The organism is Lysobacter korlensis (assembly GCF_042434515.1).
Window position 1 is genome coordinate 1,948,815 of record NZ_JBHLTG010000001.1, and the last position, 23,424, is coordinate 1,972,238.

Annotated in this window: 33 protein-coding genes; 30 read left to right on the forward strand and 3 right to left on the reverse strand. The window is 65.6% G+C overall.

The features are described 5' to 3' along the window. The 19 genes from flgA to ACFFGH_RS09090 all read left to right on the forward strand — a co-directional run bounded on the left by flgA (position 1) and on the right by ACFFGH_RS09090 (position 12,824). Positions 1-651 (forward strand): flagellar basal body P-ring formation chaperone FlgA, encoded by a 651-nt coding sequence (flgA, locus tag ACFFGH_RS09000; RefSeq protein ID WP_386667181.1) that lies wholly within the window; start codon positions 1-3, stop codon positions 649-651. Continuing rightward, on the forward strand, positions 644-1,228 hold the full coding sequence (locus tag ACFFGH_RS09005; RefSeq protein WP_386667183.1) for a flagellar basal body L-ring protein FlgH: 585 nt from the start codon (positions 644-646) through the stop codon (positions 1,226-1,228). The genes flgA and ACFFGH_RS09005 overlap by 8 nt, the downstream gene beginning before the upstream one ends. 11 nt (positions 1,229-1,239) lie before the next feature. Next, positions 1,240-2,343 (forward strand): flagellar basal body P-ring protein FlgI, encoded by a 1,104-nt coding sequence (locus tag ACFFGH_RS09010; RefSeq protein ID WP_386667465.1) that lies wholly within the window; start codon positions 1,240-1,242, stop codon positions 2,341-2,343. Between the two features lie 9 nt (positions 2,344-2,352). After that, positions 2,353-2,715 (forward strand): hypothetical protein, encoded by a 363-nt coding sequence (locus tag ACFFGH_RS09015; RefSeq protein WP_386667184.1) that lies wholly within the window; start codon positions 2,353-2,355, stop codon positions 2,713-2,715. 2 nt (positions 2,716-2,717) lie between these two features. Next, positions 2,718-3,098 carry a flagellar basal body rod protein FlgC gene (locus ACFFGH_RS09020; protein WP_386667186.1) on the forward strand — a complete coding sequence of 127 codons (381 nt, stop codon included), beginning with the start codon at positions 2,718-2,720 and terminating at the stop codon, positions 3,096-3,098. Further along, positions 3,098-3,391, forward strand: a complete 294-nt coding sequence (fliE, locus tag ACFFGH_RS09025) for a flagellar hook-basal body complex protein FliE (protein ID WP_386667188.1) — start codon at positions 3,098-3,100, stop codon at positions 3,389-3,391. The genes ACFFGH_RS09020 and fliE overlap by 1 nt, the downstream gene beginning before the upstream one ends. A 9-nt stretch (positions 3,392-3,400) precedes the next feature. Then, entirely contained in the window at positions 3,401-4,750 is a 1,350-nt protein-coding gene (gene fliF, locus ACFFGH_RS09030) for a flagellar basal-body MS-ring/collar protein FliF (RefSeq protein ID WP_386667190.1), read from the forward strand. After that, positions 4,747-5,199 carry a hypothetical protein gene (locus ACFFGH_RS09035; RefSeq protein ID WP_386667192.1) on the forward strand — a complete coding sequence of 151 codons (453 nt, stop codon included), beginning with the start codon at positions 4,747-4,749 and terminating at the stop codon, positions 5,197-5,199. Before fliF ends, ACFFGH_RS09035 begins: the two co-directional genes overlap by 4 nt. Then, positions 5,196-5,867 (forward strand): FliH/SctL family protein, encoded by a 672-nt coding sequence (locus ACFFGH_RS09040; protein WP_386667194.1) that lies wholly within the window; start codon positions 5,196-5,198, stop codon positions 5,865-5,867. Before ACFFGH_RS09035 ends, ACFFGH_RS09040 begins: the two co-directional genes overlap by 4 nt. Next, complete coding sequence (locus ACFFGH_RS09045) at positions 5,864-7,180, forward strand: FliI/YscN family ATPase (protein ID WP_386667196.1); 1,317 nt, start codon at positions 5,864-5,866, stop codon at positions 7,178-7,180. The genes ACFFGH_RS09040 and ACFFGH_RS09045 overlap by 4 nt, the downstream gene beginning before the upstream one ends. Next, positions 7,177-7,617, forward strand: coding sequence for a hypothetical protein (locus ACFFGH_RS09050; RefSeq protein WP_386667198.1), 441 nt, complete (start codon positions 7,177-7,179; stop codon positions 7,615-7,617). Before ACFFGH_RS09045 ends, ACFFGH_RS09050 begins: the two co-directional genes overlap by 4 nt. Beyond that, positions 7,617-8,429, forward strand: coding sequence for a hypothetical protein (locus ACFFGH_RS09055; RefSeq protein ID WP_386667200.1), 813 nt, complete (start codon positions 7,617-7,619; stop codon positions 8,427-8,429). Before ACFFGH_RS09050 ends, ACFFGH_RS09055 begins: the two co-directional genes overlap by 1 nt. Further along, positions 8,419-8,838, forward strand: coding sequence for a flagellar hook assembly protein FlgD (locus ACFFGH_RS09060; protein WP_386667202.1), 420 nt, complete (start codon positions 8,419-8,421; stop codon positions 8,836-8,838). Before ACFFGH_RS09055 ends, ACFFGH_RS09060 begins: the two co-directional genes overlap by 11 nt. 10 nt (positions 8,839-8,848) lie before the next feature. Further along, the gene (gene flgF, locus ACFFGH_RS09065) at positions 8,849-10,006 is read left to right on the forward strand and encodes a flagellar basal-body rod protein FlgF (RefSeq protein WP_386667204.1); all 1,158 of its coding nucleotides are present in this window, start codon (positions 8,849-8,851) and stop codon (positions 10,004-10,006) included. Next, the gene (locus ACFFGH_RS09070) at positions 10,006-10,734 is read left to right on the forward strand and encodes a hypothetical protein (protein ID WP_386667206.1); all 729 of its coding nucleotides are present in this window, start codon (positions 10,006-10,008) and stop codon (positions 10,732-10,734) included. The genes flgF and ACFFGH_RS09070 overlap by 1 nt, the downstream gene beginning before the upstream one ends. Before the next feature lie 19 nt (positions 10,735-10,753). After that, a complete protein-coding gene (locus ACFFGH_RS09075) occupies positions 10,754-11,053 on the forward strand; it encodes a FliM/FliN family flagellar motor switch protein (protein WP_386667208.1) in 300 nt (99 codons plus the stop codon). Then, a complete protein-coding gene (locus tag ACFFGH_RS09080; protein ID WP_386667210.1) occupies positions 11,050-11,385 on the forward strand; it encodes a hypothetical protein in 336 nt (111 codons plus the stop codon). The genes ACFFGH_RS09075 and ACFFGH_RS09080 overlap by 4 nt, the downstream gene beginning before the upstream one ends. Before the next feature lie 90 nt (positions 11,386-11,475). Beyond that, positions 11,476-12,147, forward strand: coding sequence for a flagellar type III secretion system pore protein FliP (fliP, locus tag ACFFGH_RS09085; protein ID WP_386667212.1), 672 nt, complete (start codon positions 11,476-11,478; stop codon positions 12,145-12,147). Between the two features lie 2 nt (positions 12,148-12,149). Further along, positions 12,150-12,824, forward strand: coding sequence for a sigma-70 family RNA polymerase sigma factor (locus ACFFGH_RS09090; RefSeq protein WP_386667214.1), 675 nt, complete (start codon positions 12,150-12,152; stop codon positions 12,822-12,824). Positions 12,825-12,919: 95 nt separating this feature from the next. Here the strand turns inward: ACFFGH_RS09090 and ACFFGH_RS09095 are convergent, their stop codons facing one another. Both ACFFGH_RS09095 and ACFFGH_RS09100 read right to left on the reverse strand, forming a co-directional pair. Beyond that, the gene (locus ACFFGH_RS09095) at positions 12,920-13,426 is read right to left on the reverse strand and encodes a hypothetical protein (protein ID WP_386667216.1); all 507 of its coding nucleotides are present in this window, start codon (positions 13,424-13,426) and stop codon (positions 12,920-12,922) included. 286 nt (positions 13,427-13,712) lie between these two features. Continuing rightward, the gene (locus tag ACFFGH_RS09100) at positions 13,713-13,961 is read right to left on the reverse strand and encodes a hypothetical protein (protein ID WP_386667218.1); all 249 of its coding nucleotides are present in this window, start codon (positions 13,959-13,961) and stop codon (positions 13,713-13,715) included. Between the two features lie 258 nt (positions 13,962-14,219). On the opposite strand from ACFFGH_RS09100, the gene ACFFGH_RS09105 reads away from it, so the two are divergent. The 8 genes from ACFFGH_RS09105 (at position 14,220) to ACFFGH_RS09140 (ending at position 19,812) form a co-directional block, all read left to right on the forward strand. After that, positions 14,220-15,356, forward strand: a complete 1,137-nt coding sequence (locus ACFFGH_RS09105) for a sterol desaturase family protein (RefSeq protein WP_386667220.1) — start codon at positions 14,220-14,222, stop codon at positions 15,354-15,356. Positions 15,357-15,472: 116 nt separating this feature from the next. Continuing rightward, on the forward strand, positions 15,473-15,925 hold the full coding sequence (locus ACFFGH_RS09110; protein ID WP_386667222.1) for a hypothetical protein: 453 nt from the start codon (positions 15,473-15,475) through the stop codon (positions 15,923-15,925). A 160-nt stretch (positions 15,926-16,085) separates the two neighbouring features. Further along, complete coding sequence (locus ACFFGH_RS09115) at positions 16,086-16,877, forward strand: restriction endonuclease (protein WP_386667224.1); 792 nt, start codon at positions 16,086-16,088, stop codon at positions 16,875-16,877. 170 nt (positions 16,878-17,047) lie between these two features. Beyond that, entirely contained in the window at positions 17,048-17,362 is a 315-nt protein-coding gene (locus tag ACFFGH_RS09120) for a hypothetical protein (protein WP_386667226.1), read from the forward strand. Positions 17,363-17,444: 82 nt separating this feature from the next. Next, a complete protein-coding gene (locus tag ACFFGH_RS09125) occupies positions 17,445-17,828 on the forward strand; it encodes a zf-TFIIB domain-containing protein (protein ID WP_386667228.1) in 384 nt (127 codons plus the stop codon). Between the two features lie 95 nt (positions 17,829-17,923). Beyond that, complete coding sequence (locus ACFFGH_RS09130) at positions 17,924-18,805, forward strand: alpha/beta hydrolase (RefSeq protein ID WP_386667230.1); 882 nt, start codon at positions 17,924-17,926, stop codon at positions 18,803-18,805. A 103-nt stretch (positions 18,806-18,908) separates the two neighbouring features. After that, positions 18,909-19,331 (forward strand): VOC family protein, encoded by a 423-nt coding sequence (locus ACFFGH_RS09135; RefSeq protein ID WP_386667232.1) that lies wholly within the window; start codon positions 18,909-18,911, stop codon positions 19,329-19,331. A 247-nt stretch (positions 19,332-19,578) separates the two neighbouring features. Continuing rightward, positions 19,579-19,812 (forward strand): MAPEG family protein, encoded by a 234-nt coding sequence (locus tag ACFFGH_RS09140; RefSeq protein WP_386667234.1) that lies wholly within the window; start codon positions 19,579-19,581, stop codon positions 19,810-19,812. Between the two features lie 824 nt (positions 19,813-20,636). On the opposite strand, the gene ACFFGH_RS09145 is transcribed toward ACFFGH_RS09140, so the two are convergent. Next, positions 20,637-21,644: an OmpA family protein gene (locus ACFFGH_RS09145; RefSeq protein ID WP_386667236.1), complete on the reverse strand. Its 1,008-nt coding sequence runs from the start codon at positions 21,642-21,644 to the stop codon at positions 20,637-20,639. Between the two features lie 286 nt (positions 21,645-21,930). On the opposite strand from ACFFGH_RS09145, the gene ACFFGH_RS09150 reads away from it, so the two are divergent. The 3 genes from ACFFGH_RS09150 (at position 21,931) to ACFFGH_RS09160 (ending at position 23,322) form a co-directional block, all read left to right on the forward strand. Next, positions 21,931-22,521: a hypothetical protein gene (locus ACFFGH_RS09150; protein WP_386667238.1), complete on the forward strand. Its 591-nt coding sequence runs from the start codon at positions 21,931-21,933 to the stop codon at positions 22,519-22,521. A gap of 298 nt (positions 22,522-22,819) precedes the next feature. Further along, the gene (locus ACFFGH_RS09155; RefSeq protein ID WP_386667240.1) at positions 22,820-23,071 is read left to right on the forward strand and encodes a type II toxin-antitoxin system Phd/YefM family antitoxin; all 252 of its coding nucleotides are present in this window, start codon (positions 22,820-22,822) and stop codon (positions 23,069-23,071) included. Continuing rightward, a complete protein-coding gene (locus tag ACFFGH_RS09160) occupies positions 23,068-23,322 on the forward strand; it encodes a Txe/YoeB family addiction module toxin (protein ID WP_386667242.1) in 255 nt (84 codons plus the stop codon). The genes ACFFGH_RS09155 and ACFFGH_RS09160 overlap by 4 nt, the downstream gene beginning before the upstream one ends. Positions 23,323-23,424 lie beyond the last annotated feature (102 nt).

The following is a 23,424-nucleotide window of genomic DNA, read 5'->3' on the forward strand; positions in this document are numbered from 1 at the left end:
TTGCCTCTGGCCACTTCCGACGCGTTCGAGCAGCGTGTCGAAGCGGCGGTGCGCGCGTCCGTCCAGGCCATGCTTGGTCCGGAGGGGCGTCAGGTGCGGGTCCGTCTCGCGCGCCGTGTCGTGCTCGACGGCGTCGACGCGAATGCGACGCTCGCGGTCGCACCGCTCGCCGGGCGACTGCCGCGCCCGCAGCTGCCGGTGACCGTGCGGGTGCAGTCGCGCGGGCAGCCTGAGCGTCTGGTCACCGCATGGGTCGAGCTGACCGAGCGGCGGGTGGCGCCGGTGTACGCGCAGGCGCAGGTGGCCGGTACGCCGGTCGGGCCGGCCGGACTCGAGCTGCGCGACGTTGACCTTGCGTGTTGTGCTGGCCTGCCGCTCGCCACGGCGCAGCCACCGCAGGGCGCGGTGCTAGCGCGCGCCGTGCGCGCCGGCGAGCCGGCGATGGCAGGCGACTTCAGGCCGGCGCCCGCCGTGGCCCGCGGCGATGCGGTCACGGTCGACGCTGGCCACGGCGTGGTCCGTCTGTCGATCGATGGTCAGGCTCTCGAAGCCGGCAACCCGGGCGACCGAATCTCCGTGCGCACGACTGTGTCGGCGCACCCCCTTCAAGCCCGCGTGATCGCACGCGGCAAGGTGACTCTCGATGACTAAGTCCGCCGCCTGGACGGCGCTGCTCGCGGTCGCGCTGGCAGCGCCCGCTGCCGCGCAGTACCGCGAATCGCTGATTGACGCCGACCGCTATCGCGGTCTGGCCGCCGATCACCGCGCCTATCGTGTCGGCGACGTGATCACCGTGTTCGTGCTGGAAGTCAGCCGAGCGCGTTCTCAGGCCGGCGTCGACGCAACCAGCGAGCTTGGCCTGGACGCAAACCTGCGTTCTCCAACGACGCGGTACGACGCGACGCTTGGCGTTGGCGGCGGCCACAGCGGAGGCGCGCAGACGGTGCGAGCCGGCGAAGTGCGTGCCCAGATCTCGGCCCAGGTGGTCGCGGTCGACCGAGACGGACGGATGCTCATCGAAGGCCTGCAGACCCTGCTCATCAACGGTGAGCGGCAGCAGATCCGCTTGCGAGGGCTGGTCCGCCCCGAAGACATCGCGGCCGACAACTCCGTGCTGTCCCAACGGGTGGCGAATGCGGACATCGAACTGGTCGGCGTCGGCGTGGTGAGCGAGTCGGCTCGCCAGAGCCTCGTCTATCGCGCGCTCAAATGGCTGAGGCTTCTGTGATGCGTCGTTATATGTGGGTCGCGGCCCTGCTGGTCGCGGCGACGGCGCCGGTATCGGCTGCCGAGGTACGGGTCAAAGAGATCGCGCGCGTTGCAGGTGTTCGCGAGAACGCTCTGACGGGATACGGGCTGGTGTTCGGTCTTGCCGGGTCCGGCGACACCCTCCGCCATCGCGCGACCTTGCAGTCGGTCGCTAACACGCTGCGCCACTTCGGCGTGAACCTCGCCGAGGTCGACCTCGCCAGCCGCAACGTTGCAGCTGTGCTGGTCACCGCGAAGCTGCCGGCGTTCGCCGAGCCGGGCGGGTTGCTCGACGTGCAGGTCGCATCGTCGGGCGACGCTCGCAGTCTCAATGGCGGCACCTTGATGCTCACGCCGCTGTACGGCGCCGACGGCCGGCTCTATGCGATGGCGCAAGGTGCGATCGCGGTAGGGGGCTACCAGTTCGAAGGCCCGACCGCACTGGTGCAGAAGAACCACCCGACGGTGGGCTGGGTGCCGTCCGGCGCCACGGTGGAACAGGCCTCACCGCTGCGCGTTGCCGGTGATGGCCGCAGCCTCAGCCTGCTGCTTAACGACCCGGACTTCACCAACGCGCAACGCGTGGCTGATGCCGTGCGCGCTGTTGCCCCGGGCGCATATGTCCAGCCCGAACACGCCGGCAAGGTAACCGTGCGCTACGACCAGGCACCGGCGAACCTGGTGACCGAGATCGCGCGCCTCGAGAACGCCACGGTGCAACTGCAGCGCAAGCCGCGCGTAGTGGTCAACGAGCGCACCGGCACGGTCGTCGCGGGCGCGGATGTGCGTGTCGGCGCGGTGTCTATCACGCACGGCAACCTTCGCGTCGAAATCGACACACGCCTGGCCGTGTCGCAGCCGGCGCCCGGAATCTATGCGGGTACCGGGCCGTCGATCGGCACGGTGGTCGTGCCGCAGACCGATATCACGGCTACCGAAACGCTGGCGTCCCTCGTGCGGATCCGCGAGGGCGCGACGGTCGCCGAGCTGGTGACGTCGCTGCGCGGCATCCGTCTGTCCACCCGCGACGTCATCGCGGTCCTGCAATCGATCAAGGCCGCGGGCGCGCTCGACGGCGAGCTCGTCATTCAATAGGGGAAACCGATGTCACAGGGGATCACGGTCGAGGCGGTCCGCCTCGCACTGGGAATGCATGAGCTGCAGGCCAAGGTGGCCAGCCGCAACATTGCGGGCGCGTCCTTGCCTGGGGCGCGCGCGCTGCAGCTGGACCTGGGAGGCCTCCAGGCACCGCTGGACGCGGCTGCGGCGGGGGTGGGCGACCTCGACCGTCTGCAGGCGGCGCGGGCCTCGCTCGCTCATATGGGGCCGGGCACGACTGACACGCCGGTGCAGCTCGATGTCGAGGTGGCGAACATGGTCGCCTCGACGATGCAGTACCAGGCGCTGGCCGAGGCCCTCGGCCGCCATTTCAGCCTGATGCGCCTGTCGATCAGCGGGAGGGTGTAAGCATGTCCGTCGAAGCCCTCCTGGACGCGACGCGCGCCGGTCTGGCGTACGAGCGCCTGCGCATGGATGCCGCCAGCCGCAACATCGCGAGTTCCAACGTGCCGTTGCGCACCGGCGACGCTGCCCGTGTGTGGCAAGCGCCGGCCGCATTCGATCCGCAACTGGGCGCCGCGCTCGAGACCGCACCGGCGTCGACGCGCGCGGTGCACGACCCGAACCATCCGCTCGCCGACGCCAAGGGGATGGTGACGTACCCGGCAGTCGACATGGTCCACGAGATGACCAACCTGATGACCGCAACGCGCAGCTACGAAGCCAACGTGCGGTCATTCAACCTGCTGCGCAGCATGATGCTGCGCGCGCTTGAGATTGGAGCGAAGTGATGAGCATCCAGGCCATTGCCCCGGTGGGCGCGGATATTGCCCCGTCCACGGCGATCTCGATCCCGGCGCCAGCATCCAACTTCCTTGATGCAGTGTCGACGCAACTGCAGTCGGTCGATGCGGGGCTTCGCGCGGCGGAGACGCAACTGGCCTCGCTCGCGGCCGGACAGGACGTCTCCGTGCACGACGTGATGATCGTGATGGAAGAGGCGCGCACAAACATGATGCTCCTGGTGGAGGTCCGCAACCGCGTGGTTGAGGCCTACCAGGAGCTGACCCGCATGCAGCTCTAAGGCGCCACAATGAGCATGAAATCGTTTATCGCCTCCCTCAGCCCGCCGGCACGGATGGCGCTGTGGGCTGGCCTCGGGCTGATCGTCCTGCTGACGGCCGTCGCGCTGTGGATGCTGTTCGGCACGCGCCAGCAACTGCTGTTCGGCAATCTGCGCGAAGCCGAGGCGGCCGAGATTGTGCAGGCGCTCGAAGAGTGGAAGGTGCCGCACGAGATCACCGACAACGGCAGCGCGATCACTGTGGCGGCCGACGAGGTCTACAACGTGCGCATGCGGCTGGTGTCCGCCGGGGTGCCGAAGGGCGGCCACGTCGGGTTCGAACTGTTCAACGACGCCGATTTCGGCGTGACCGAATTCGCACAGCGGGTCAACTACCAGCGCGCCGTCCAGGGCGAGCTGGAGCGCACGATCTCGTCGCTGCCCGGCGTCGAGCGGGCCCGGGTTCACATGACGATCCGCCGACCGGGCTTGTTCGTCGGCGAAACCGAAAGCTCCAAGGCCTCGGTGGCGCTGACCCTCGAACCCGGTCAGGCGCTCGATCGACACCAGGTCAACGGCGTGCGCAGCCTGGTCGCGGCCGCGGTCGAGGGCTTGTCGGTCGAGCAGGTCTCTGTGCTCGACTCCAGCGGCGCGCTGCTGGCCGGCATGAGTGGAGCGCTCGCACAGATCGATGGGCGCGGCGATGAGGAGGCACGGCTGGAAGCGCGGCTGCAGCAGCGCGTTACCGACCTGCTCGGCAGCGCGCTCGGCGACGAGGTGTTCCATGTCGCGGTGGACGTACGCCTGAACTACGACGCGGTGCGCCAGGTCAGCGAGCGTCCGTTGGCGCAGGGGTTGGGCGACGAGGCTGTGCTCGTGCGCAAGCGCGTCAATTCCGTGGACGCGGCTGGCGGTACCGGCCGCAGCCAGAACCAGGAAGAGGCCGAGTACGCCCATGGCACCGCTCGCGAGGAAATCTCGCGTGCGCCGGGCCGGATCGAGCGGATTTCGGTAGCAGTCATGTTGCCGACGTCACTGGACGAGTCCGAAGCCGAGCGCCTGCGTTCGCTGGTGGCTGCATCGGCCGGTTTGCGTGAGGAACGCGGCGATCTGCTCGAGGTTTCGCGGATCGCCTCGGCGTCGGCGCCCGAGCCGCCGCCCAGCGTCCGCGAGCCGGCCGCTACGACCGTGCATCTCGCCGGTCCGCCTCCGTCTGGCTTGGCGTGGAAACTCGGCATCGTGGCGATGCTCGGCTTGCTACTCGGCGCCATCCTGGTCGCCGCGACATCGCGTCGTCCGCGCCGGCTGTCGGCGACTGAGCGCGATGCAGCGGTCATGCAGCTGCGCGGCTGGCTGGTGGATGGAACGCGTCCGTCATGAGCGCTATGGCCGAACGTCGCTGCGCACTGCTGTTGACGACCCTGCATCGGCGGGATCGGCGCCGTGTTTTGGCGGAACTGCCGCGACCCGCAGCTGCGCGCATCCGCGTGCTGGTGCGCGAACTGGAGTCGCTGCCGTTCGACGTCGCCGATCTGGCAGGCGAAGTGCTGGCTGCCGTGCCGGCTTCTACGGCGGTTTCTGCCCCCGTGCTCACGCCCGATCTGGATGCACTGCTTCGCGCTTCACAGCAGCTAGCGCCGGTATGGTTCGCCCGGGTACTGGGCAGCACGAAATCGGTCGACCCCAGGTTTGTCGTGGCGGCTCTTGACCCGGCCATTGCTTCGACGGTCGAGCGGGAACTCGCGCGTATGCCGGCACTTCCGCCTGCGCTCGCCGATGCCGTTCAGGCTGAAGCGCGCGTACTGATCGGCCAGGAGGGCGCGGCATGAGCAATGCATCGCGCGTGCTGGGGCTTCGCGAATGGCTGGAAATGCAGACGGTGGCCGACGGAAGCGACCTGCCGGGCCCTGTGGCCGCCGCTATCCCGGACCCTGCGGCCGAGCTCGAGTCGCGGCGGCAGCAGGTGTTTGCCGCGGCGGAGCAGGCTGGCTACGAAGCTGGCCAGGCCCGTGCCCAAGCGGCGATCGAAGCCGCCTGCGCCGATGCCGCGCGCGAGGTCGCCGCACAGAACGCGACCTTGCAGGCCGAGCTTCAACGCGCGATCGCGCGCCTTGATGTCGTCCGCGGCAGCGTGGCTGACGCGATCGCCGAACACGAGCGTGCGCTGGAGCCGGCGGCGGTGTCACTGGCGATGGCCGTGGTGGCCCGGATGCTCGGCCGCCAGCAGGCGGACGGGCAACTGGTCGCCAGTCTCTGCAGCCAGGCGCTCGACGAATTCCGTCAGCGCCCGGTGGTGGTACGGGTGCCGGCGCAGGACGCATCAGCACTTGCGGCGCACCTTGGGCCGCACGACGACGTGCGCGTGGAGGCGGATGCTTTCCTGCGCCCCGGCGAGTGCCGCCTTGAAACGCACAAGGGTTTGTACGACACCGGTGTGGCCACGCGCCTTCAGGCGATCGTGGACGCGTTGATCGCCGAACTCGGGGCCGCGTCGTGAGCACGCTCGACACGCGGTTGATCCGGGCGGTCGACTCGGCCCCAATGGGCCGGCGCCTCGGCCGCATCCAGGCGTTCAACGGACTCGTCATCGAGTCGCAAGGCCCAGATGCCCGCCTCGGTGAACTGTGCGAGATCGAGGCTGACGGCGGCCCAGTGCCTGCCGAAGTCATCGGTTTCCGCGCTGACCGCGTGTTGCTGATGCCTTACGGTCACGTCGGCGGCATCGCCTGCGACAGCCTCATTCGCGCGACGGGGCGGCCATTGACGATCCCAGTGGGCGACGCGCTGCTGGGCCGGGTCGTGGACGCTTTCGGCGCGCCGCTTGACCGCGCCGGCCCGCTACCGCTGACCGCCTCGTATCCGCTCTATCGCGAGCCGATCAATCCGTTCGATCGCGCGCCGATCGATACCCCGCTGGAAACCGGAGTGCGCGCGATTGACACGCTGCTGACGCTCGGCGTCGGCCAGCGCGTGGGCATTTTCGCAGGAAGTGGCGTGGGCAAGAGCACACTGCTGGGCATGCTCGCTCGGCAGGTGCGCGCGGACGTAACCGTCCTCGCACTCGTCGGCGAGCGCGGCCGCGAGGTCGGCGACTTCCTGCGGGATTCGCTGGGCCCTGACGGGCTGCGCCGCGCTGTTGTGGTGGTCGCGACGTCGGACGCGCCGGCGCTGGTCCGGACGCACGCAGCCCATGCGGCGCACGCGATCGCCGAGTACTTCCGCGACCAGGGCAAATCCGTGCTGCTCGTCATCGACTCGATGACGCGTTTCGCGATGGCGCAACGTGAGATCGGCCTGGCCGCAGGTGAACCGCCGACATTCCGTGGCTATACCCCGTCCGTCTTCAGCCAACTGCCGAAGCTGCTCGAGCGGTGCGGACGACTCGAGCGTGGCGGCGCGATTACCGGGATCTACAGCGTGCTAGTCGAGGGCGATGACATGAATGAACCGATTACGGACCACATGCGCGCGATTCTGGACGGTCACATCGTCCTGACCCGTGACCTCGCGGCGCGCGGCCACCACCCAGCCGTCGACGTTCTGCACAGCGCCAGCCGTCTCATGAGTCATGTCGCCGATGAGCACGCGCTGCATGTCGCGCGCGACGCGCGACGGCTGTTGGCAACCTACGCGGCATCCCGAGATCTGGTTGAGCTCGGCGCGCACCAGCCCGGCGTAAACGCCGAACTGGATCGGGCCGTAGCGCTCAAACCGGCACTGGATATGCATCTTCAGCAGCGCCCCGGCGAACACGTTACACGCGCAGATGCGCTGGCGCGTCTCGCCGCGCTTGTCGAGGAGGCAGCGTGAGCGCCGAGTCCGCCCGCCGCCTCGGCACACTTGCGCGCTGGCGCACGTTCCAGGAAGCACAGGCCCAGCTTGCCCACCAGCAAGCAGCGGCAAGCGACCGCCTGTGCGCACAGGCGCACCACGAGGCCGAGGCGCAAGCGCGCGCAGTGCAGTCGGCGCGAGCTGCACTTCTCGACGAACTCGCGCTGGACTTGGCGCGCGTCGAGTGGGCGGCGGCGATCGAGTCGGCGGCTTGGCAGCGCGAGGCCACTGCGGCCGCTCGCCGCGACGACGCATCTGCAGCGCGGGATCGGGCTTGCGCGTTGCACGTCTCGGCGCGTACGCGGCTCCAGGTAGCTGAGAGTGCCCAGCATCGCGCCGAGGAGCAGGCGCGTCGCGCGCAGGAAATGCGCGAGTTCGATCAGCTCGGCGATCTCCTGGCCGGAGGAGCCCGCTAGTGGAACTGCCAAAAGTTGCTGGCCCGGGCGTCACCGCGCCGCCGTCCCGCGCGCGCGAAGCCGACAGCGGGAAACCGTTTGATCCTCATTGCCAGGAGCAGCACGGTACTCCCGACGCAGGCGGAGGCGTGCCGCAAATCGCGTCGGAAGAGAGCGCCCCAGGTGCTCCGGCGACAACGCACGAGCTCGTGGCCCGCTTAAGCAGCGCCGAGCGGGCAGGAGCGGCGTTGCTGGACGATGCGGGCACCGACACGTCCGTGCAGCTGGTACTGCAAGTTGGTGGGCGGGAGTTGGATGTCATCGACATGCCGTGGCGACTGTGTGCCAGCGGCCGCTTCCTAACCGCACGCGCCGACGCAGTCCCCGCTCTGCCTACGGACGGCGGCTCCCTCACGGGGGGCGGCAACATCAGTAAGTTCGCTACCGGTTACGCGCACTTCTCGGCTACTGCCTACGCCGCCAGCGCGCCTGCTGCATCCGGCGACGTGCAAGCACCCGCTGCAGTGGCCGTGCCAACGTCGCCGATTTCGACTGGACAAGGCAAGAAGTACGCGGGGCAGGTAACCGTTGAAACGGCTGCGGCAGTTGCAGCAGCGCCTGATCAATGGCGCGAGCGTCTATGGCGATGCATCGAGCTCCACGGCGAGGCGACCCTGTACGTGCGGGACTACCGTTTGGACGCCGAGGCGCGCTCGGAGCTTGCGCGACGTTTGGCCGACACGGCGCGCGAAGGCGGGCTGACGCTTAGCCGCGTCGTCATCAATGGCCACGTCATGGCCCCGGCGTCATCGGGAGACTCCCATGCCAGTTGAGTCGATCGGCTCCACCACCGGCGCGCCCACGGCAGCCGGATCCACCGGCAACAAGACGATCGACCAGGATGCATTCATCAAGCTGTTCCTGACGCAGCTGCAGTTCCAGGACCCGCTCGAACCCGTCGACAACCGCGAATTCCTTGCGCAGATGGCCCAGTTCTCGGCCCTCGAGCAGGCGAGGCAGACGAGCCAGAACACCAACGACCTCCTGTCGATGAACGCGACCACGCAGGCACTCGGCCTGCTCAATCGGCAGGTCGACGTCGCTGGTCTCGGGGCACCGTTCTCCGGCACGGTCATCGCCGTGCAGTTCACCACGAACGGCGCACAGCTGAGCGTGCGCGACACCGCCGGGCAGATCACCACCGGCGTACGGCTGTCCCAGATCACCCTCGTAAAACTCTAATAGGCCCACCATGTTCCAAGCGCTTTTCAACAGCTTGTCGGGACTCTTCAGCTTCTCCAAGAGCCTCAACACGGTAAGCAACAACGTGTCGAACATGAACACGCCGGGCTTCCGCGGCACCGACACGTTCTTCTCCAACATCAACGACGGGCGCGGCACGCGCATTGGTGGCGAAGGGCTGCGCACGGCGGCGGGCGACACGCGGCAGACCGGAAACGCAACCGATCTTGCGGTCGATGGCAGCGGGTACTTCGTACTGCGGGACGCCGAGGGCGGCCTGCATTACTCAAGAGCAGGCCAGTTCCGGTTCAATGACGACGGCTTGCTGGTCGACACTGTCACCGGCTACCAGGTGCTTGCGTTCAATGCGAGCGGCACGCTGGACAACATCAACTTGAACGAGCATCGCACCATTCCGGCGCAGCAGACGAGCTCTGTGCGATTCAGCGGCAACGTGGTGCCGGGAGCTGCGACAACGACCGTCAATTCGGTGACCGTGTACGACGCAGCAGGCGTTGCGCACACGTGGGCGGTGACCTTTACCAACAACTCGAGCACTACCCCGGGTAGCTTCAAGGTATCGGTGAAAGATGAGTCCGGCACGGTGGTCGGTACTGGCGAAGTACGGTTCCGGACTGACGGCTCGCCACTGGCAGGCTACAACACGCTGACCATATCGCCGACGTACAACGGCGCCGTACAGCCCGTCACGCTGAACTTCGGCAGCCCGGGCACGTTTACTGGTCTGACGTCCCTGGCGGGCATGGCGAGCAGCGCGAACGCCAAGGCGGTGGACGGTCACGGCGTGCTGAGCGTGACCGACCTGCGGTTTGATGAGAAAGGTGTGCTGCAGTTGAGCTACTCGCAGTCCGAGAAGCGGCAGGGGCCGCAGATCGCATTGGCGAAGTTCGCAAACGAGTCGGCGTTGAAGATGACCGGCGGGCGCTTCGTTACTGGCACGACTGCCACCGGCACCGATATCGGGCGGGCCGGCGAAGGGGCGTTCGGGCGCATCGCCGGGGGCAGCCTGGAAATGTCGAACGTCGACCTGACGCGCGAGTTCGCCGACATGATCATCATCCAGCGCGGATACCAGGCCAGTTCGCGAGTGATGACCGTGAGCAATGAAATGCTCGAGCAGCTCTACAACAGCACGCGAGGCGGCTAATGAACGTTTATCCGCTGCGATGGGTGGGCCGCGCTCGTCGGGCCGAACTCGAGCAAGCGCTGCAGTCGCGGCTGGCGCCATGGGCCACCCAATGGCTCCGGGCAGACCTGGAAAGCGTGTTGGCATCGGCCGAAACCGGTGAACCCGACCCCGGCGAGCTCGGCTGGCTGGACGCCGTCACGTCCGGCGGCACGTTGCTGATCGGTTGCACGTCGAACGTCGAGTCACGATTAGGCGCCCGCCTGGTCGGGCTGGCAGGCGAGGGCGGCTCGGCACTTGCCCCGCGGATCGGTCGCCGCGCGCTTGAAGCGCTCGCGCAGTGCCTCACGGGTGCTATTGGAGCTACTTTGTCCACGTGCGATGCGCCTGGACCCAAGCTGCTCGCACCGCGCGCCGGTGCGTTGCTTCTGCAGCTGACCATAGGCGACGTGCGGCTGTATTTGCTTGTCGACACCGTCTTGTGTGAAACCGTCGCCCCGGTCCTGCGCCGCGCATCCTCGCTGGTGCCACGCGAGGACGCGCTGGGCGCGTGCACCGCATCGCTCGAACTGCGCCTTGAGCTGGGTCACGCCGACCTGCTCGACGTCTCGACGCTGCGTCCAGGCGAAGTGCTGAAAACGACCATTCCCGTGGGGTCGCTGCTGAGCCTGGTCAACCCAGACGGCTCGGTGGTACGTACGGGGCATCTCGTGGCGCGCCAGGGGCGGCGCGCTATCCGAATCCAGTAATCAGAAAAGGGGCAGGGCAATGAAGGGGAATCTGGCAATGGACATGGTGGCAGACGGCCTGGCGGCAGTGACCGCGCCGATGGCGCGAGGCGGCGATCTCAATCTGGTCGGGCACGTGGAAGTGCAACTGTCGGCTCAGGTCGGAACGCTCACCGTTTCGATCGAGCGACTGTTTGGGCTGAAATCCGGCGACGTCGTCGAGATGAACGAACTGCTCGAAGAGCCCGTCACGCTGATGCTCAACGGCCGGCCAGTCGCGAAAGCCGAGCTGGTTGCACTCGATGACCACTTCGGCGTGCGCATTCTCGAAATCGCATGAGCGCCACGGCGACCCCACAAGCGAGCGCAATGCAGGCGTCTGTTGCCCCCATCGGCTTTCGGCCTGAAGGGCCAACCGCGGGCGGCTCGCTTGCGGTTCTGGGCGCCCTGGTCGCAGTACTTGCCCTGGCCGTGGTCGGCTTGTGGCTCGCACAGCGGCGCGGATGGTTGAAGGCATGGACAGCGATCAAGCCTGCGGCCGCCGCGCAACGGCTGGTTGTCGAGGAGCGCGTCCGCCTCAGTCCCAAGACGGTGATCTATCGGGTGCGCGACGCCGAGCACTCATTCCATGTAATTGAATCCACCGCTCACGTCACCGTCCAGCGGCCCTAACCTCGAGCCGTCATGCAGCCTCGCCGTTCTCCTTTGTCCTTTCCCGCGGTCCTGAGCGGCCTTCTGGCTCTCAGCGTGCCAGTAGCCTCGATGGCCGCGCCGGCCGAGGCGGTCGGTGCGGTGCTCAGTGCCGACTACACGCCGGCACTGCGTAATTTTGTCGTCTTGTCCATGCTGTCGCTCATCCCGGTGTTGCTGATCGGCATGACGGCTTTCACGCGCATCATCATCGTGCTTTCGCTGCTTCGGCACGCGCTGGGTTTGCCGCAGACGCCGCCCAACAGCGTGCTGATCACGTTGGCCATCGGCCTTACATACTTCGCAATGGCGCCGGTCGCGAACGTCGTCAACGAGCGTGCGATTTCGCCGTACCTTGCCGAATCAATCTCGGCTCAAGAGGCAATCCAGCGGGGCAGCGAGCCAATCCGACGATTCATGATCTCGCAGACGCGCGAGTCCGATCTGCGGGCGGTGCTGGAGATGTCCCGCACGCCACCGCCGAAGACCGCAAACGACATCCAGTTCAGCCATTTATTGCCGGCCTTTCTGCTGAGCGAACTAAAAACGGCCTTCCAGATCGGCTTCGTCATCTTTCTGCCGTTTCTGTTGATCGATCTAGTCGTCGGTGCTGTCTTGATGGCGCTGGGCATGATCATGGTTCCGCCCGCGACAATCAGCTTGCCTTTGAAGCTGCTGTTATTCGTCTTGATCGACGGTTGGGTACTCGTCTCGAAAGCGCTGCTGTCGAGCTATTGGAATTAGCTGTGGGACTGACAGAGACGACCGAGACCGAACTCTGGTCATGCTACAGACGCTCTCGCGACGTTCGGGCGCGCGAAACGCTCTTCGCACACCACGCACCCTGGGCGCGGACCATTGCGCTGAGCGTACATCGGCGGGTCTGGTCCCTGCGCATCGAACGCAGCGATTGCATCCAGAACGCGACGGTGGGCCTGCTCGAGGCAATGGACCGCTATGACCCCGGCCGCGGCATCGCATTCCGCGCGTATGCGACGCAGCGGGTGCGCGGGGCCGTGTTCAACGGCCTTCGCACGCTCACGGATGAGGTGCGATTGGCCGCGCCCGGGCGTGTGCAGGACCGGCTGGCCGACTTGGTCGACCGCGAGTCAAACGATGAGCTCGAATATTTCTCCGACCTGGTGGGCGGTTTGGGCTTGGGCTTGCTTCTTGAACACGCCCATGAATCGCTCGTCGACGAACGCGACGCGGCCGCCTATACCGAGAGCTCGCTGGTGCGGGCGCGGCTGCTGGCGGCGATGCAGGATCTGCCCGAGCGGCTGCGCACGCTACTGGAGTCGCACTATTTCCATCATCTGCCCATGTGCGAGCTTGCAGCGCGCTGGGGCGTAACTAAGGGCAGGGTGTCGCAACTGCACCGAGATGCCCTTGGCCGGTTGCGGTGCGCGCTTCACGATTAGCAGCCGCGAGAGGCAGCGAGCCGCCTCGATGGACACGCTTAGCAGGCGCATAAGCCGCGGGTGAAGCGGCGTCGGCTTGGGCGAGTAGCTCGGACTCAATGTGCGGCGGGCTGGGCCGGTGGTGCCACGGCCGACCGCCAGCTGAACTGCTCGAAGACGTTCGAGGACGACTCCATAAGACGGCCGTATGGCTTAGCGGCTGCTCCCTTCAGAAGCACGACGATCCGGTAGCGGTTGTTGGAGACCGCGTAGCTTTGTGCTACGAGACCGCTAGGCAGCGTACCGGTGTTGGCCGCGTCGGAAACTTCGCCGATGGATGCGGCTTTTGCGTCAGTTGCCTTCAGGGACGGGCTGAAGGGGGTGCGGATTCTGACTGCCGCGTTCCTAGGGTCAGAAGGGGCCGCGGCGCGATCTTTACCGAGGTAGGCGACGATGAACGTCGCGCGAGGTGCATCGCGCTTTCGGCCAAGCACAATCATTTCCTCAGGTTCGCCAGTCCTGGCGTTGAGTTCTTCGGTCCGGTCCAGAATCCGAAGATCGCTCGGAGCTTTGAACGAGCCCGGCCGGCTGGCGACTGGCTCAGCGAATGAGGCGACCAGCAAAGTTACAGCGCAAAGCGCAAAGCGCAAAGCGCAAAGGCGGGCGAGGGCGTTCTTCCAAGTGGCTAACACCTTGGGGAGGGCACCGAATTACACCGGCGTGGAAAAAGGCGTCAGGTTCTGTCCTTCGGAACCATTCCGGAGCGGGCTTTTGCTGATCGGGCCACATGGACAAACTCAGCGCGCTCCCGCGGCACGCACTGGTCGGAAGGAGTTGAGAAATCCCCCGGGTCCCGCCGGCGGCCAACTGCCATCAGGACTTCCTTCCCCCGGACGAACAGCATCAGCGTCACCCGTCGCTCTGCCAGACGGCGGAGTGATCTTGCAGGTCCCACGGCCGGCCCAGCAGGTGAGTCGCATCCTCGGCGATGGGGTAGGGGCCGAGGAAACAGACGCGATTCCAGTCGCCGGGCACGGCTGCTCTCAGATCGACGGCCCACTGCCGCTCGTACTGACGCCCGATCTCCGCAGACGCGCGTTCGGCGGCGCATCCCGACACCAGGGCCACAGGGGCGACAAACAGCGCGAGACGGTTCATCGGACGCATAACACCTGAGCTGAGCCGAGGCCCGGGCTCTCATACCTGGGGAGAATCACCATCGGCCGTGGTGCAGCCGCATGAGCACGAACTCCAACCGGACGTGCAGTCGGCTGGAGCAGTGCCGAGCCGAGTCGCCGAACCAACGCGACGAGACCGTCCGTCAGGAGAGGGTGGAAAGTATCCGGTGGCGTGCCCGCTGCCGGGCCGCCATCCTATGCACCGCCAGTGGCTCACCCTCGCTAACTCAGACCAGTTATGACCCATACCCGCTCATGGACGGCATCGATTTCCGCGGCACTCGGCCTGTGCGCGCTGATGGGGGTGCTGTGCTTCCACTTCCCCGACCAGTTGACCAGCCGGGACTTCAGGGCCACCTATACGGAGGCGTTCGCCCGGAACCTGCTGCTCGCCGGGTTGGTCGCTTCATTCCTGCTCGGCACGCTCGCCATCGTGCGCGGCCGAAACAGGCGCTTGGCAGCACTCGGGGTGGGATCGGCGGCGGTGGCCGTGATGCTCGGCGGTGCGACCGTGGATTTCGACCGCATCGAGCCCACGCCGTACTCGCTAGGCCTGGACTGGTTCGTGATCTCGCTGTTCTTCTCGGCCCTCGTGTTCATTCCGATCGAGCGCATGAAGGCGGTTCGCCCCATGTCGCCCTTGCGGCCCGAGTGGCGCACTGACCTGGCCTACTTCTTCATGAGCCACGTGCTCGTCCAGTTCCTGCTGATCGCGGTCACCGCCTCGACGACCGCCATCGACGCGTTGGCGCCTACCGACCGCCTCAAACCCCTGGTGCACTCCCTGCCGCTGTGGGCGCAGTTCCTCCTCGCGGTGCTCTGCGCCGACCTCGCGCAGGCGCTGCTGCACCGGGCGTACCACAACGTCCCGTTCCTCTGGCGCTTCCATGCCGTGCACCATTCGAGCCGGCACATGGACTGGCTGGCAGGCTCACGGATCCACATCGGCGAGATCCTGATGACCCGCACGGTCGTCCTGCTGCCACTGGTCCTGCTGGGCTTCTCGGCCGAGGCATTGAATGCTTACGTGATCATGGTCGGCCTGCAGGCGGTGCTCGCGCATGCGAACCTGAAGCTGGAGTTCGGCTGGCTCGAGTACGTGCTGGTCACGCCCCGTTACCACCACTGGCACCACGCACGCGACATGGACTACGTCGACGCGAATTACGCCATCCACGTGCCGCTGGTCGACATGCTCATGGGCACGTTCAAGCGCCCGCCCAGGGGCACATGGCCGGAGGAGTACGGGGTCATCAAGCTCGAGACCGTGCCGCGCGGCCTGCTCAGGCAGGCGCTGCTGCCGTTGCGGCCCATGCAGTATCACGATGACTATGTGGGCGCGGAACCGGCTCGGCGGTCGTCAGCTGAGCGGTGATGGTCCAGCGCGACGCGTATGCGCCGTTCGGATTGGACTGAAAAGCCTATCGCCTTTGAACAACGCGTAGCGATCCATGGCAGCCCATGAGGCAGGACTCAGCGGGGCAGGGTGAAATGCTCGACTGGGCGGCCAACCAGTGGAACCAGATCAGCACCGACGCACTCTGGGCGATTGCCTCCATGGCCGTTGTGCAGCGCGCTTCGCAGCGATTCGGAATGTGGGCATACGCCATCGTGGCGCTCCCGGGCACCTTCGCCCATGAGCTTGCCCACTTTGTCGCGGCGTTGCTGCTTCATGCCAACGCCGGGTTCCCGAGCCTGTGGCCCGAAAAGGTCGGACACAGCTGGCGCCTGGGCTCCGTGCAGTTCCGGGCCCCGTGGTGGCGCGCGATGCCGATTGCCCTCGCGCCGGTCGCGCTGCTGCCGCTGAGCCTGTGGTGGGCCGGCAAGCTGGTGTCTGACGCCAGCGGCGGCTGGTTCTGGCTGCATGGATCGCCGCGAGCCTGCTCAGTGCCAGTCTGCCCTCCCGGACGGACCTTCGCCTCGCGCTGCCGGCGCTCGTCGTGATCGCAGTGGCCTCACTGGCGTGGCTCTGGCTCCGGTCGGCCCAAACCTGACCGCTTCGCGCCTAACGAACCGGGCATAATGTGGCCGGCCGTCGCGTGACGTTTTTATCCAAGCCCCATTTCGCGTCCGAGCGCCCTCGCGACGACTATCCTCGTGGTCCATGGGCGCTCCCGCTGACATGGACACGCGCAATCTGGAGCCGGCGACGGTCGATGATCTCGTCCAGGCGGTCGCACGGTTCTATTCCCAGATGGGCTGCGAGGTCCAGCTCAATGCGTCGCTGCGCTCGTCCTCCGGCGTGGCGGAGGTGGACGTCCTGGTGTTCATCGGCGCGGACGAGTGGGCGCAGACCATCATGGTCGACTGCCGGCACTGGGACAGCCGCGTCGACAGCGACATGACGCACCGCTATCGGGACCTGCTGGCCGAGAATGGCGCACATGAGGCGCTGATCTTTTCCCGGTACAGCTTCCACTCGGGTGCTCTGGGCGCCCTCGGGCGCTCGAACGTGCGGGTGTGCACCTGGGCGGACTTCGTGCGCCGGAACTACGAGTCCTGGTTCCGGGCCCAGAGTACGGACCTCAAGGCGTACTCCGACGTGCTGGTCGACTTCCGCAAATGGCCGACGGGAGAGCGTACGTCGTCGATGGCGATGACCGATCAGGACTGGACGGGCGCACGGTCCGTGCTGGACACGTTCGAACAGGCGTTGCTGATCCTGGCCAGCGGCGCGCAGCAAACGCTCCTCCACCGCCCCTGCATCGTCGACCTGCCTTGTGACGGATCCGGAGACACGCAGCCGTTCGTGTTTCACGACATGGCCGAATGGCATGCGTACTGGAAGCCGCGACTGGTGGACTGGGTCGACGATGTGGGCCGCTGGCGAGAAGAGCTGATGGAGCAGGGCGGCGACTGGGTCGATGACAGCTGGGGAGCTCACGACTGGGCGTAGGGAACGGGAGGACCGCCCCGCGAGCACGTTTGCGCCGGAGAATGCGATGCCGCAGCGTCAGATCGTCCTGTTGACCACCGCTGGCCCGAGCATCAGCATGGCCGCCGCTGCCCTCCGGATCTTCACTCCCGGCCAGGCGGCATCCCCTAATCAAGGAAGGACTTCACTTCATGAAGAAGCACGTACTCGCATGCATCGCCGCCCTCCTGGTGGCCTGCACAGCCACGCCGCCGGGCAAACATTTCATCGGCACCTGGGAGCCGGTAAAGGGCGGCAAAGACACCATCACCGTGGAACAGCAAGGCGAGGGCCTGGTGCTGGTGCGCCCTTTATTCAGCATTGACGGGAGCCAAATGAGTGAATCCCGCATTCCCGCGAAGGTCGAAGAAGGAGTCCTTGTTACGACGCAGCTAGTCGGAATTATTTACAACGAAAAGTCCGACACCATCACGCTCGGCGCTACGGAGCTGCGCAGGAAAAAGTAGGCTCGGCCTACCGGATACTTCGAGCCGAGCCCGCTCTGCGGGCCGGCTTTACTCAGGCGTGCGACCTAGTGGAGAGATCTGAATGAAGTGCCCCAAGTGCGACTCGCAGATGAAGTCGCTTGTACATCAGGGAGTAGAGGTTGATCGGTGCTCGGGATGCGCCGGCCTGTGGTTCGACACATTCGAGCACGAAGAGCTGAGGGAGCTCAGCGGGTCGGAGAAGATTGACTCTCCTGCCAAGCGGAAGTCCGCCAATCAATTGGGCCCAGGCGTTTGCCCCAAAGACCAGCAACCGTTGTTTCGCATGCTCGTAGCCGGGCAGCCCCATATCGCGATCGAATCCTGCGGCTTATGTCACGGTGTCTTCTTTGACGCTGGCGAGTTCAGCGACTTCAAGGAGGAGACCTTCGGCGAAAGGCTGCGCGCCGTGTTCGGCCGAGCTCGCGCTGCAGCTGCCGAAGGCTGAAAGGCCGAGGGCAGCCGACGCCCGCTTCGCTGTGGGAATTGACTCACGTATTGGGATCTGCGAGGCGCTTCGCGGCGCAACCATCGAGGATGCACATGACGTTGTTTGGCAAGACCATAGCGCTCGTCCTCATCGGCATCTCGATGACCGCGTGCACTTACCGGGTGCACGAGTCCAACGTGGTAATCCCGCGCGCAGCGCCTCCGGCTGACATTGATGCGCTCCGCGCCGCGTTTCCAGAGCACCAGGTTGACGTGCTGAAGATTCCGTCTTCGGAATCCGCGGAACTCTACTCGCTGCGTTTCAGGCGCCCCGATGCCGTAGCAACGGTCGTGTACTTCGGCGGGAACGGCTATACGGCGGCAAAATTCGCCGAGCGCACAATGCAGGTCTACCGCGAGGCACCTGTCAACGTCGTTGTGACCGATCACCGTGGCTACGGTGCAAGCACCGGAACCCCGACGATCGACAGCCTCATGGGTGATGCCCTGCGGGTCTACGACCACACGCTTGCTGATCCTGGCCTTGGGAACGTGCCCGTGATCCTTCACGGGCATTCACTGGGCAGCTTTATGGCGGGGCACGTGGCCTCGGAGCGAAAGCTGGCTGGTCTGGTGCTTGAGAGCTCCGTGACCTCCACTGAAGACTGGACGGGGCATCTGAGGTCCCGGCAAAGCCCGTGGATCCGCCTCCTCGTTCGGCGTGTGGTTCCAGCGGGAACTCTGGCCGGAAAAGGCAACCAGGGCGTGGCTGCCGGAATCGACGAGCCGGTGCTGTTCTTGGTCGGTGCTGACGATGACGTGACTCCTCCTCGTTTCAGCCAGACACTTTTCGAGGCCGCGCCTGTCGCCCCTGAAGATAAGCATCTCGTTGTTGTTCCTGGCAAAAACCACATGAACGCGGCGGACTCACCCGAATACAAGCACGCGTTCTCGGCCTTTACCGCACGCATCACGGATAAGTGGCACTGCTGCTGAAATCCCGATCCTTGGCTGAAAGGAAGCGACTGTCAGCGCCTTCGTCCCGGCGCCGATTCGCGGCTCAACCCAAGCGCCGGGCGACCACGGAGCAACTTCGATCGTGCAACAGGCAATCGCCCATGTTTCGCTCCTCGTCCGCGAATACGACGAGGCTATCGGCTTCTATGTAGGGACGCTGGGCTTTCGCCTGCTGGAAGATTCGCCTCGTCCCGAGCAGAACAGGCGGTGGGTCGTCGTTGCACCGACCGGCAGCGCCGGCGCCTCGCTGCTTCTGGCTCGCGCGTCTTCGTCAGAGCAGCTTGCTCTGGTGGGAAACCAGACCGGGGGCCGTGTGTTCCTGTTCCTGCAAACCGACGATTTCTGGCGCGACTACAATCGCTACGTCGCGGCCGGGGTCAGGTTTGTCCGGGAGCCATCCGAGCAGCCGTACGGCACCGTGGCGGTGTTCGAAGACCTGTATGGCAACCTCTGGGACCTGCTGCAGTACAACGGGTCCGTTCCGTACGGATTCGGCGCCGCCTGACACTCGGCCGGAGTCAAATCCGCTTCGCTGCGCGGCTTGAATCAGGCGTTAGATCATTGGAAACAAGCATGTCGCAGGCGCTGATTCTCCCTATGGCAGCGCACGTTGCACTCGCGGCTTGCCTCTACGTTCTGCTCACGGTTGCTCGCGCTCCCGCCGTGTGGGGCACCGGCCGCGGGCGCGACGGCGCCAACCCTTGGGCCGCGGTCGAGCCCCGTATCAGCGCGAACCTCTCCAACCGGTTCGAGTGGCCGCTGTTTTCCACCTCGCTTGCCTCATCCTGCTGCATCTCGGTCATAACCCGGTGGCGGTGGGGCTGGCGTGGCTCTTCGTGGTGGGCCGGATTCTTCACAGCACCGTCCAGATCCTCACCGGAAATGTTCGGCTCAGGGGAGCGGTCTTCACTGTCAACTTCCTTGCCGTCATCGGCCTGTGGCTCTTGGTTGTGCTGGCCGCACGATTCTCGGCAGCGAGCTCGTAAATCGTCCAGGGCGACGCTGCATCGCGGCGCGGCTTAACTCAGGTGCGTAGCGCGATAGAAATCATTTGGGCTTGTTAGAAAGTTCGAGCCGGTCCGCGAAGCGGGCTCGGCTTGAACGAATAGTTAGGCTGCAGCACACCGGCCGGAGCTGGAGAAGAGACAACGGCCGAGACCAGAGCCGCGGGCCGGGCAGGGCGGCACAGCAACGGGCAGAGCCGTCAGCCGGCAGCGGACGAAGGCACGCAGCCTGGCGGCGACTGCTGAAAAAGCGACCGCCGAGAACCGCCGCAGCGTGACGAAGTTATGCCCGACGGCCCGGCCGGGCGAGAGCCGGAAGAGCGTGAGGTCTGATGCCTCCGAAAGCAGCCAACGGTCCCGAGCGAACTTGCGAGCGCTGCGACGGAAGCCACAGCGCCATTGCCTGAGTGCGGTTGTAGCGCGAGGCCGAGCAGAGCTGCACCGGCCAAGACAGCGACTGCTGCCCGCCTAACACCTGAGTTAAGCCGTGCCGCGAAGCGGCATCGGCTTGGACGAATTGTTAGGCCTTATGACGCGGAAGCCCCCGCCGCTCACGGTGGCATCGATCCAAGGCAGCTAGCGCGACACTCGGACTCGGTGGCTCTCCTGACCATAGAACCCCGGCTGTGACGTGCTGAGCCGGCAGCGTGCCAAGCTCAGCAACTTCCAGCGGCCATCGCGTTGCCACAGCACTGGTCCGACGCTGTCTCCATTGCCGAGCATTCCCTCGAGCGGCAGGGCGGCGGCACCAGAGTCGAAGATGTAGACGAGGTCTCGCTTCTCTACAGCAGTAAGGTGCCCACGGCTCATTGCTTGACCAGTTCCACGCGCCGGTTTCGTGCCTTGCCCTCGCTGGTGCTGTTGTCGGCCACTGGCTGCGTGTCGCCAAAGCCCTTAGCATTTAGTCGTGCGCCGTCCACGCCCTGGGCGGTGACTGCATCAACCACGGCCTTGGCCCGAGCTTCGGAAAGTTCCAGGTTGTGGGCCGGGTCGCCGCTGCCGTCGGTGTGGCCGTTGACTGCAAGGCTGAGTTTTGGATCGTCCTTGAGCAGTTGCGCCACCTGCGCAACCTGCGGCTGCGAGTCAGGCAGGATCTGCGCGCTGTCGGTCGCGAAGTTGACCTGCAGCGCCACCTTGCCTGTCGCGTCGATCTCCTGTTTGAGTTCGGCGGCCGGCAGGAGTTTCGCAGTGGCGACGAACGGCTTCGTCTCAGCGATGGTAAGGCTTCCGCCGGCGCTGTAGGTATTGAGGTAAACCCAGATGGTGCGGTCGGGGCGGCGCACGACGTGGACGATGCTGGGCTCGCTGGCAATGCCGCCGATGCCGGTGTTCTGGCTGACCATGATGTCATCGCCCAGCGTATCGACCGCTTCCTTCGGCACCCGGCCTTCGAAGACTTTCACGCCGCCCGCTTCACGCACCACCTGTTCGATGTTGCGGGCGACCTCCAATTGCGACATTGACTTCCCGGGCTCGCGGCCAATGAACGTCGACCAGATGCGGCCCTCGACCCATTCGAAGCGGTCGCCGGTCCAGAACGGAAAGCGGTCGAAGTCGCGTTGCTCGGGCTGGCCCATGGGCTTGTAGCCCTCCGGCAGACCGAAATACGGGAACTCGCCCAACAGGGCGGTCGAGACCGGCACGCGGGCAAGGTCGAAGGCCGCGGCAGCGGCGGGTTCAGGCGGGTTCGTGGGGGCAGCGACGGGCGTGGGAGCCTCTGTCGCAGCCGGGCTGACAGGTTCGTCGTGCTTCTTGCACCCGGGCATGACGCCGGCGGCGAGGGCAAGAGCGAGCAGGGCGGGGATTGTCTTCACGGCAAGTCCTGGACAAGAGACATTGGATGGCTGATAGGCGAGTAAGGTCTAACACCTGAGTTAAGCCGCGCCGCGAAGCGGCGTCGGCTTGGACGAATTGTTAGAGGGCGCCCTAGACGAGCTCATGGGTCACGCTCAAACAGTACACGGGCTGAGCCATTGCCACCTTGAACTGCGGCATGGCCTCAACCGCTTGGAAGAACTCCTCGACCGACGGGAACCCGAAGGACCAAAGGCTTACCTCGAGACCCTCTAGCTCGGCCCCAGGCGCGCAGGAGAGCTCGCAGTGGATTTGCTCAAACCCATCGTGCTCTCCCTCAGCATCCAGCCGCTCAAGCTGGCACACAGGGTCGAAGTAGAACTGCGGTTCGCCGCTGAAGTTGAACGTGCCGAGCTGGAAGAGCAGACCAACTCCCTCCTGATCGGCGAGTTGCCGACCGAATACCTTGAATGCTTGCCACGCTTTGGTTGGCGCAACCTGAGGCCCCGCCGCTCCATGCTGGTGCAGAAGCGCCGCCAGTTGCTCACTCTCACGCGACTGCATTGCGGCCATAGCCCTCTAGCACCTGAGTTAAGCCGAACCGCGAAGCGGTTTCGGCTTGGACGAATTGTTAGGTGCGCCGCCCGGACCGAGCCAATCGCCAATCGCGACGTCCACCTGCGCGAGAAGGTCGGCTCCTGCGACGGCGACACCGTCTTTCTCAAGCCGGCGCACGCAGGCCTCAAGAGCTGCCCGTACTTGAGCCGCAAGATAAAGCTTGAGGTCTGCAGTTGCTACTCGCCAAGCAGTCTCCGGAACCTGTATGTCTGCAGAGATATGTCGCCGAGCCTTTGCAAAGCGAATGCGGTGGATGCCCTCAGGTCCGTACTGCGCTAACGATCCGTCGACCCTCAGGACGAGCGCGTACTCATCGACCGCTTCGCAGTGTGAGGAGGTGACATGCCGCGCCAACGTCTGGTAGAGCCCGACCTTCAGCTCGCACGGAAGCCGGGCCTCGGGCCCGCCCGCTTCGCAGCCTATCGAGATGCTGGACTGACGAGGAGGTTGCACGGCGCACCTAACACCTGAGTTAAGCCGAACCGCGAAGCGGTTTCGGCTTGGACGAATTGTTAGGCGCCGCTCGACAGACACCGGCCGGTATTGTACAATAAGCCGTACAACAATGGAGGCTGTCGTGGACGCCATTACCTACTCTGCTGCCCGCGCCAACCTGGCCGACACCATGGACCGGGTCTGCGAGGACCATGAGCCAATCATCATCACCCGCAACGGACAGCAGGCCGTGGTGATGCTCTCGTTGGAAGACTACAACGCCATGGAAGAGACGGCCTACCTGTTGCGCAGCCCGAAGAACGCAAAGCGGCTGATGGACTCGATTGCCGAGCTCGAAGCGGGCAAGGGACGCGAGCGGAAGCTGGCTGAATGAGGCTGGTCTTCTCCGAGCAGGCGTGGGAGGACTACCTGTACTGGCAGAAGACCGACAAGAAGCTGGTGCAGAGGATCAACGGGCTAATCAAGGAGATCAGCCGGACGCCTCACGAGGGCACCGGCAAGCCTGAGCCGCTTAAGCATGCGCTTTCAGGTTACTGGTCCCGGCGAATTACCGACGAGCATCGGATCGTCTACAAAGTCGCGGATGGTGAATTGCTGATCGCCCAGCTGCGATATCACTACTAGCGACGCCTAACACCTGAGTTAAGCCGCGCCGCGAAGCGGCGTCGGCTTGGACGAATTGTTAGGCGTCATCGAGCCTGTTTAGCACACGGTGAAGCACAGAGA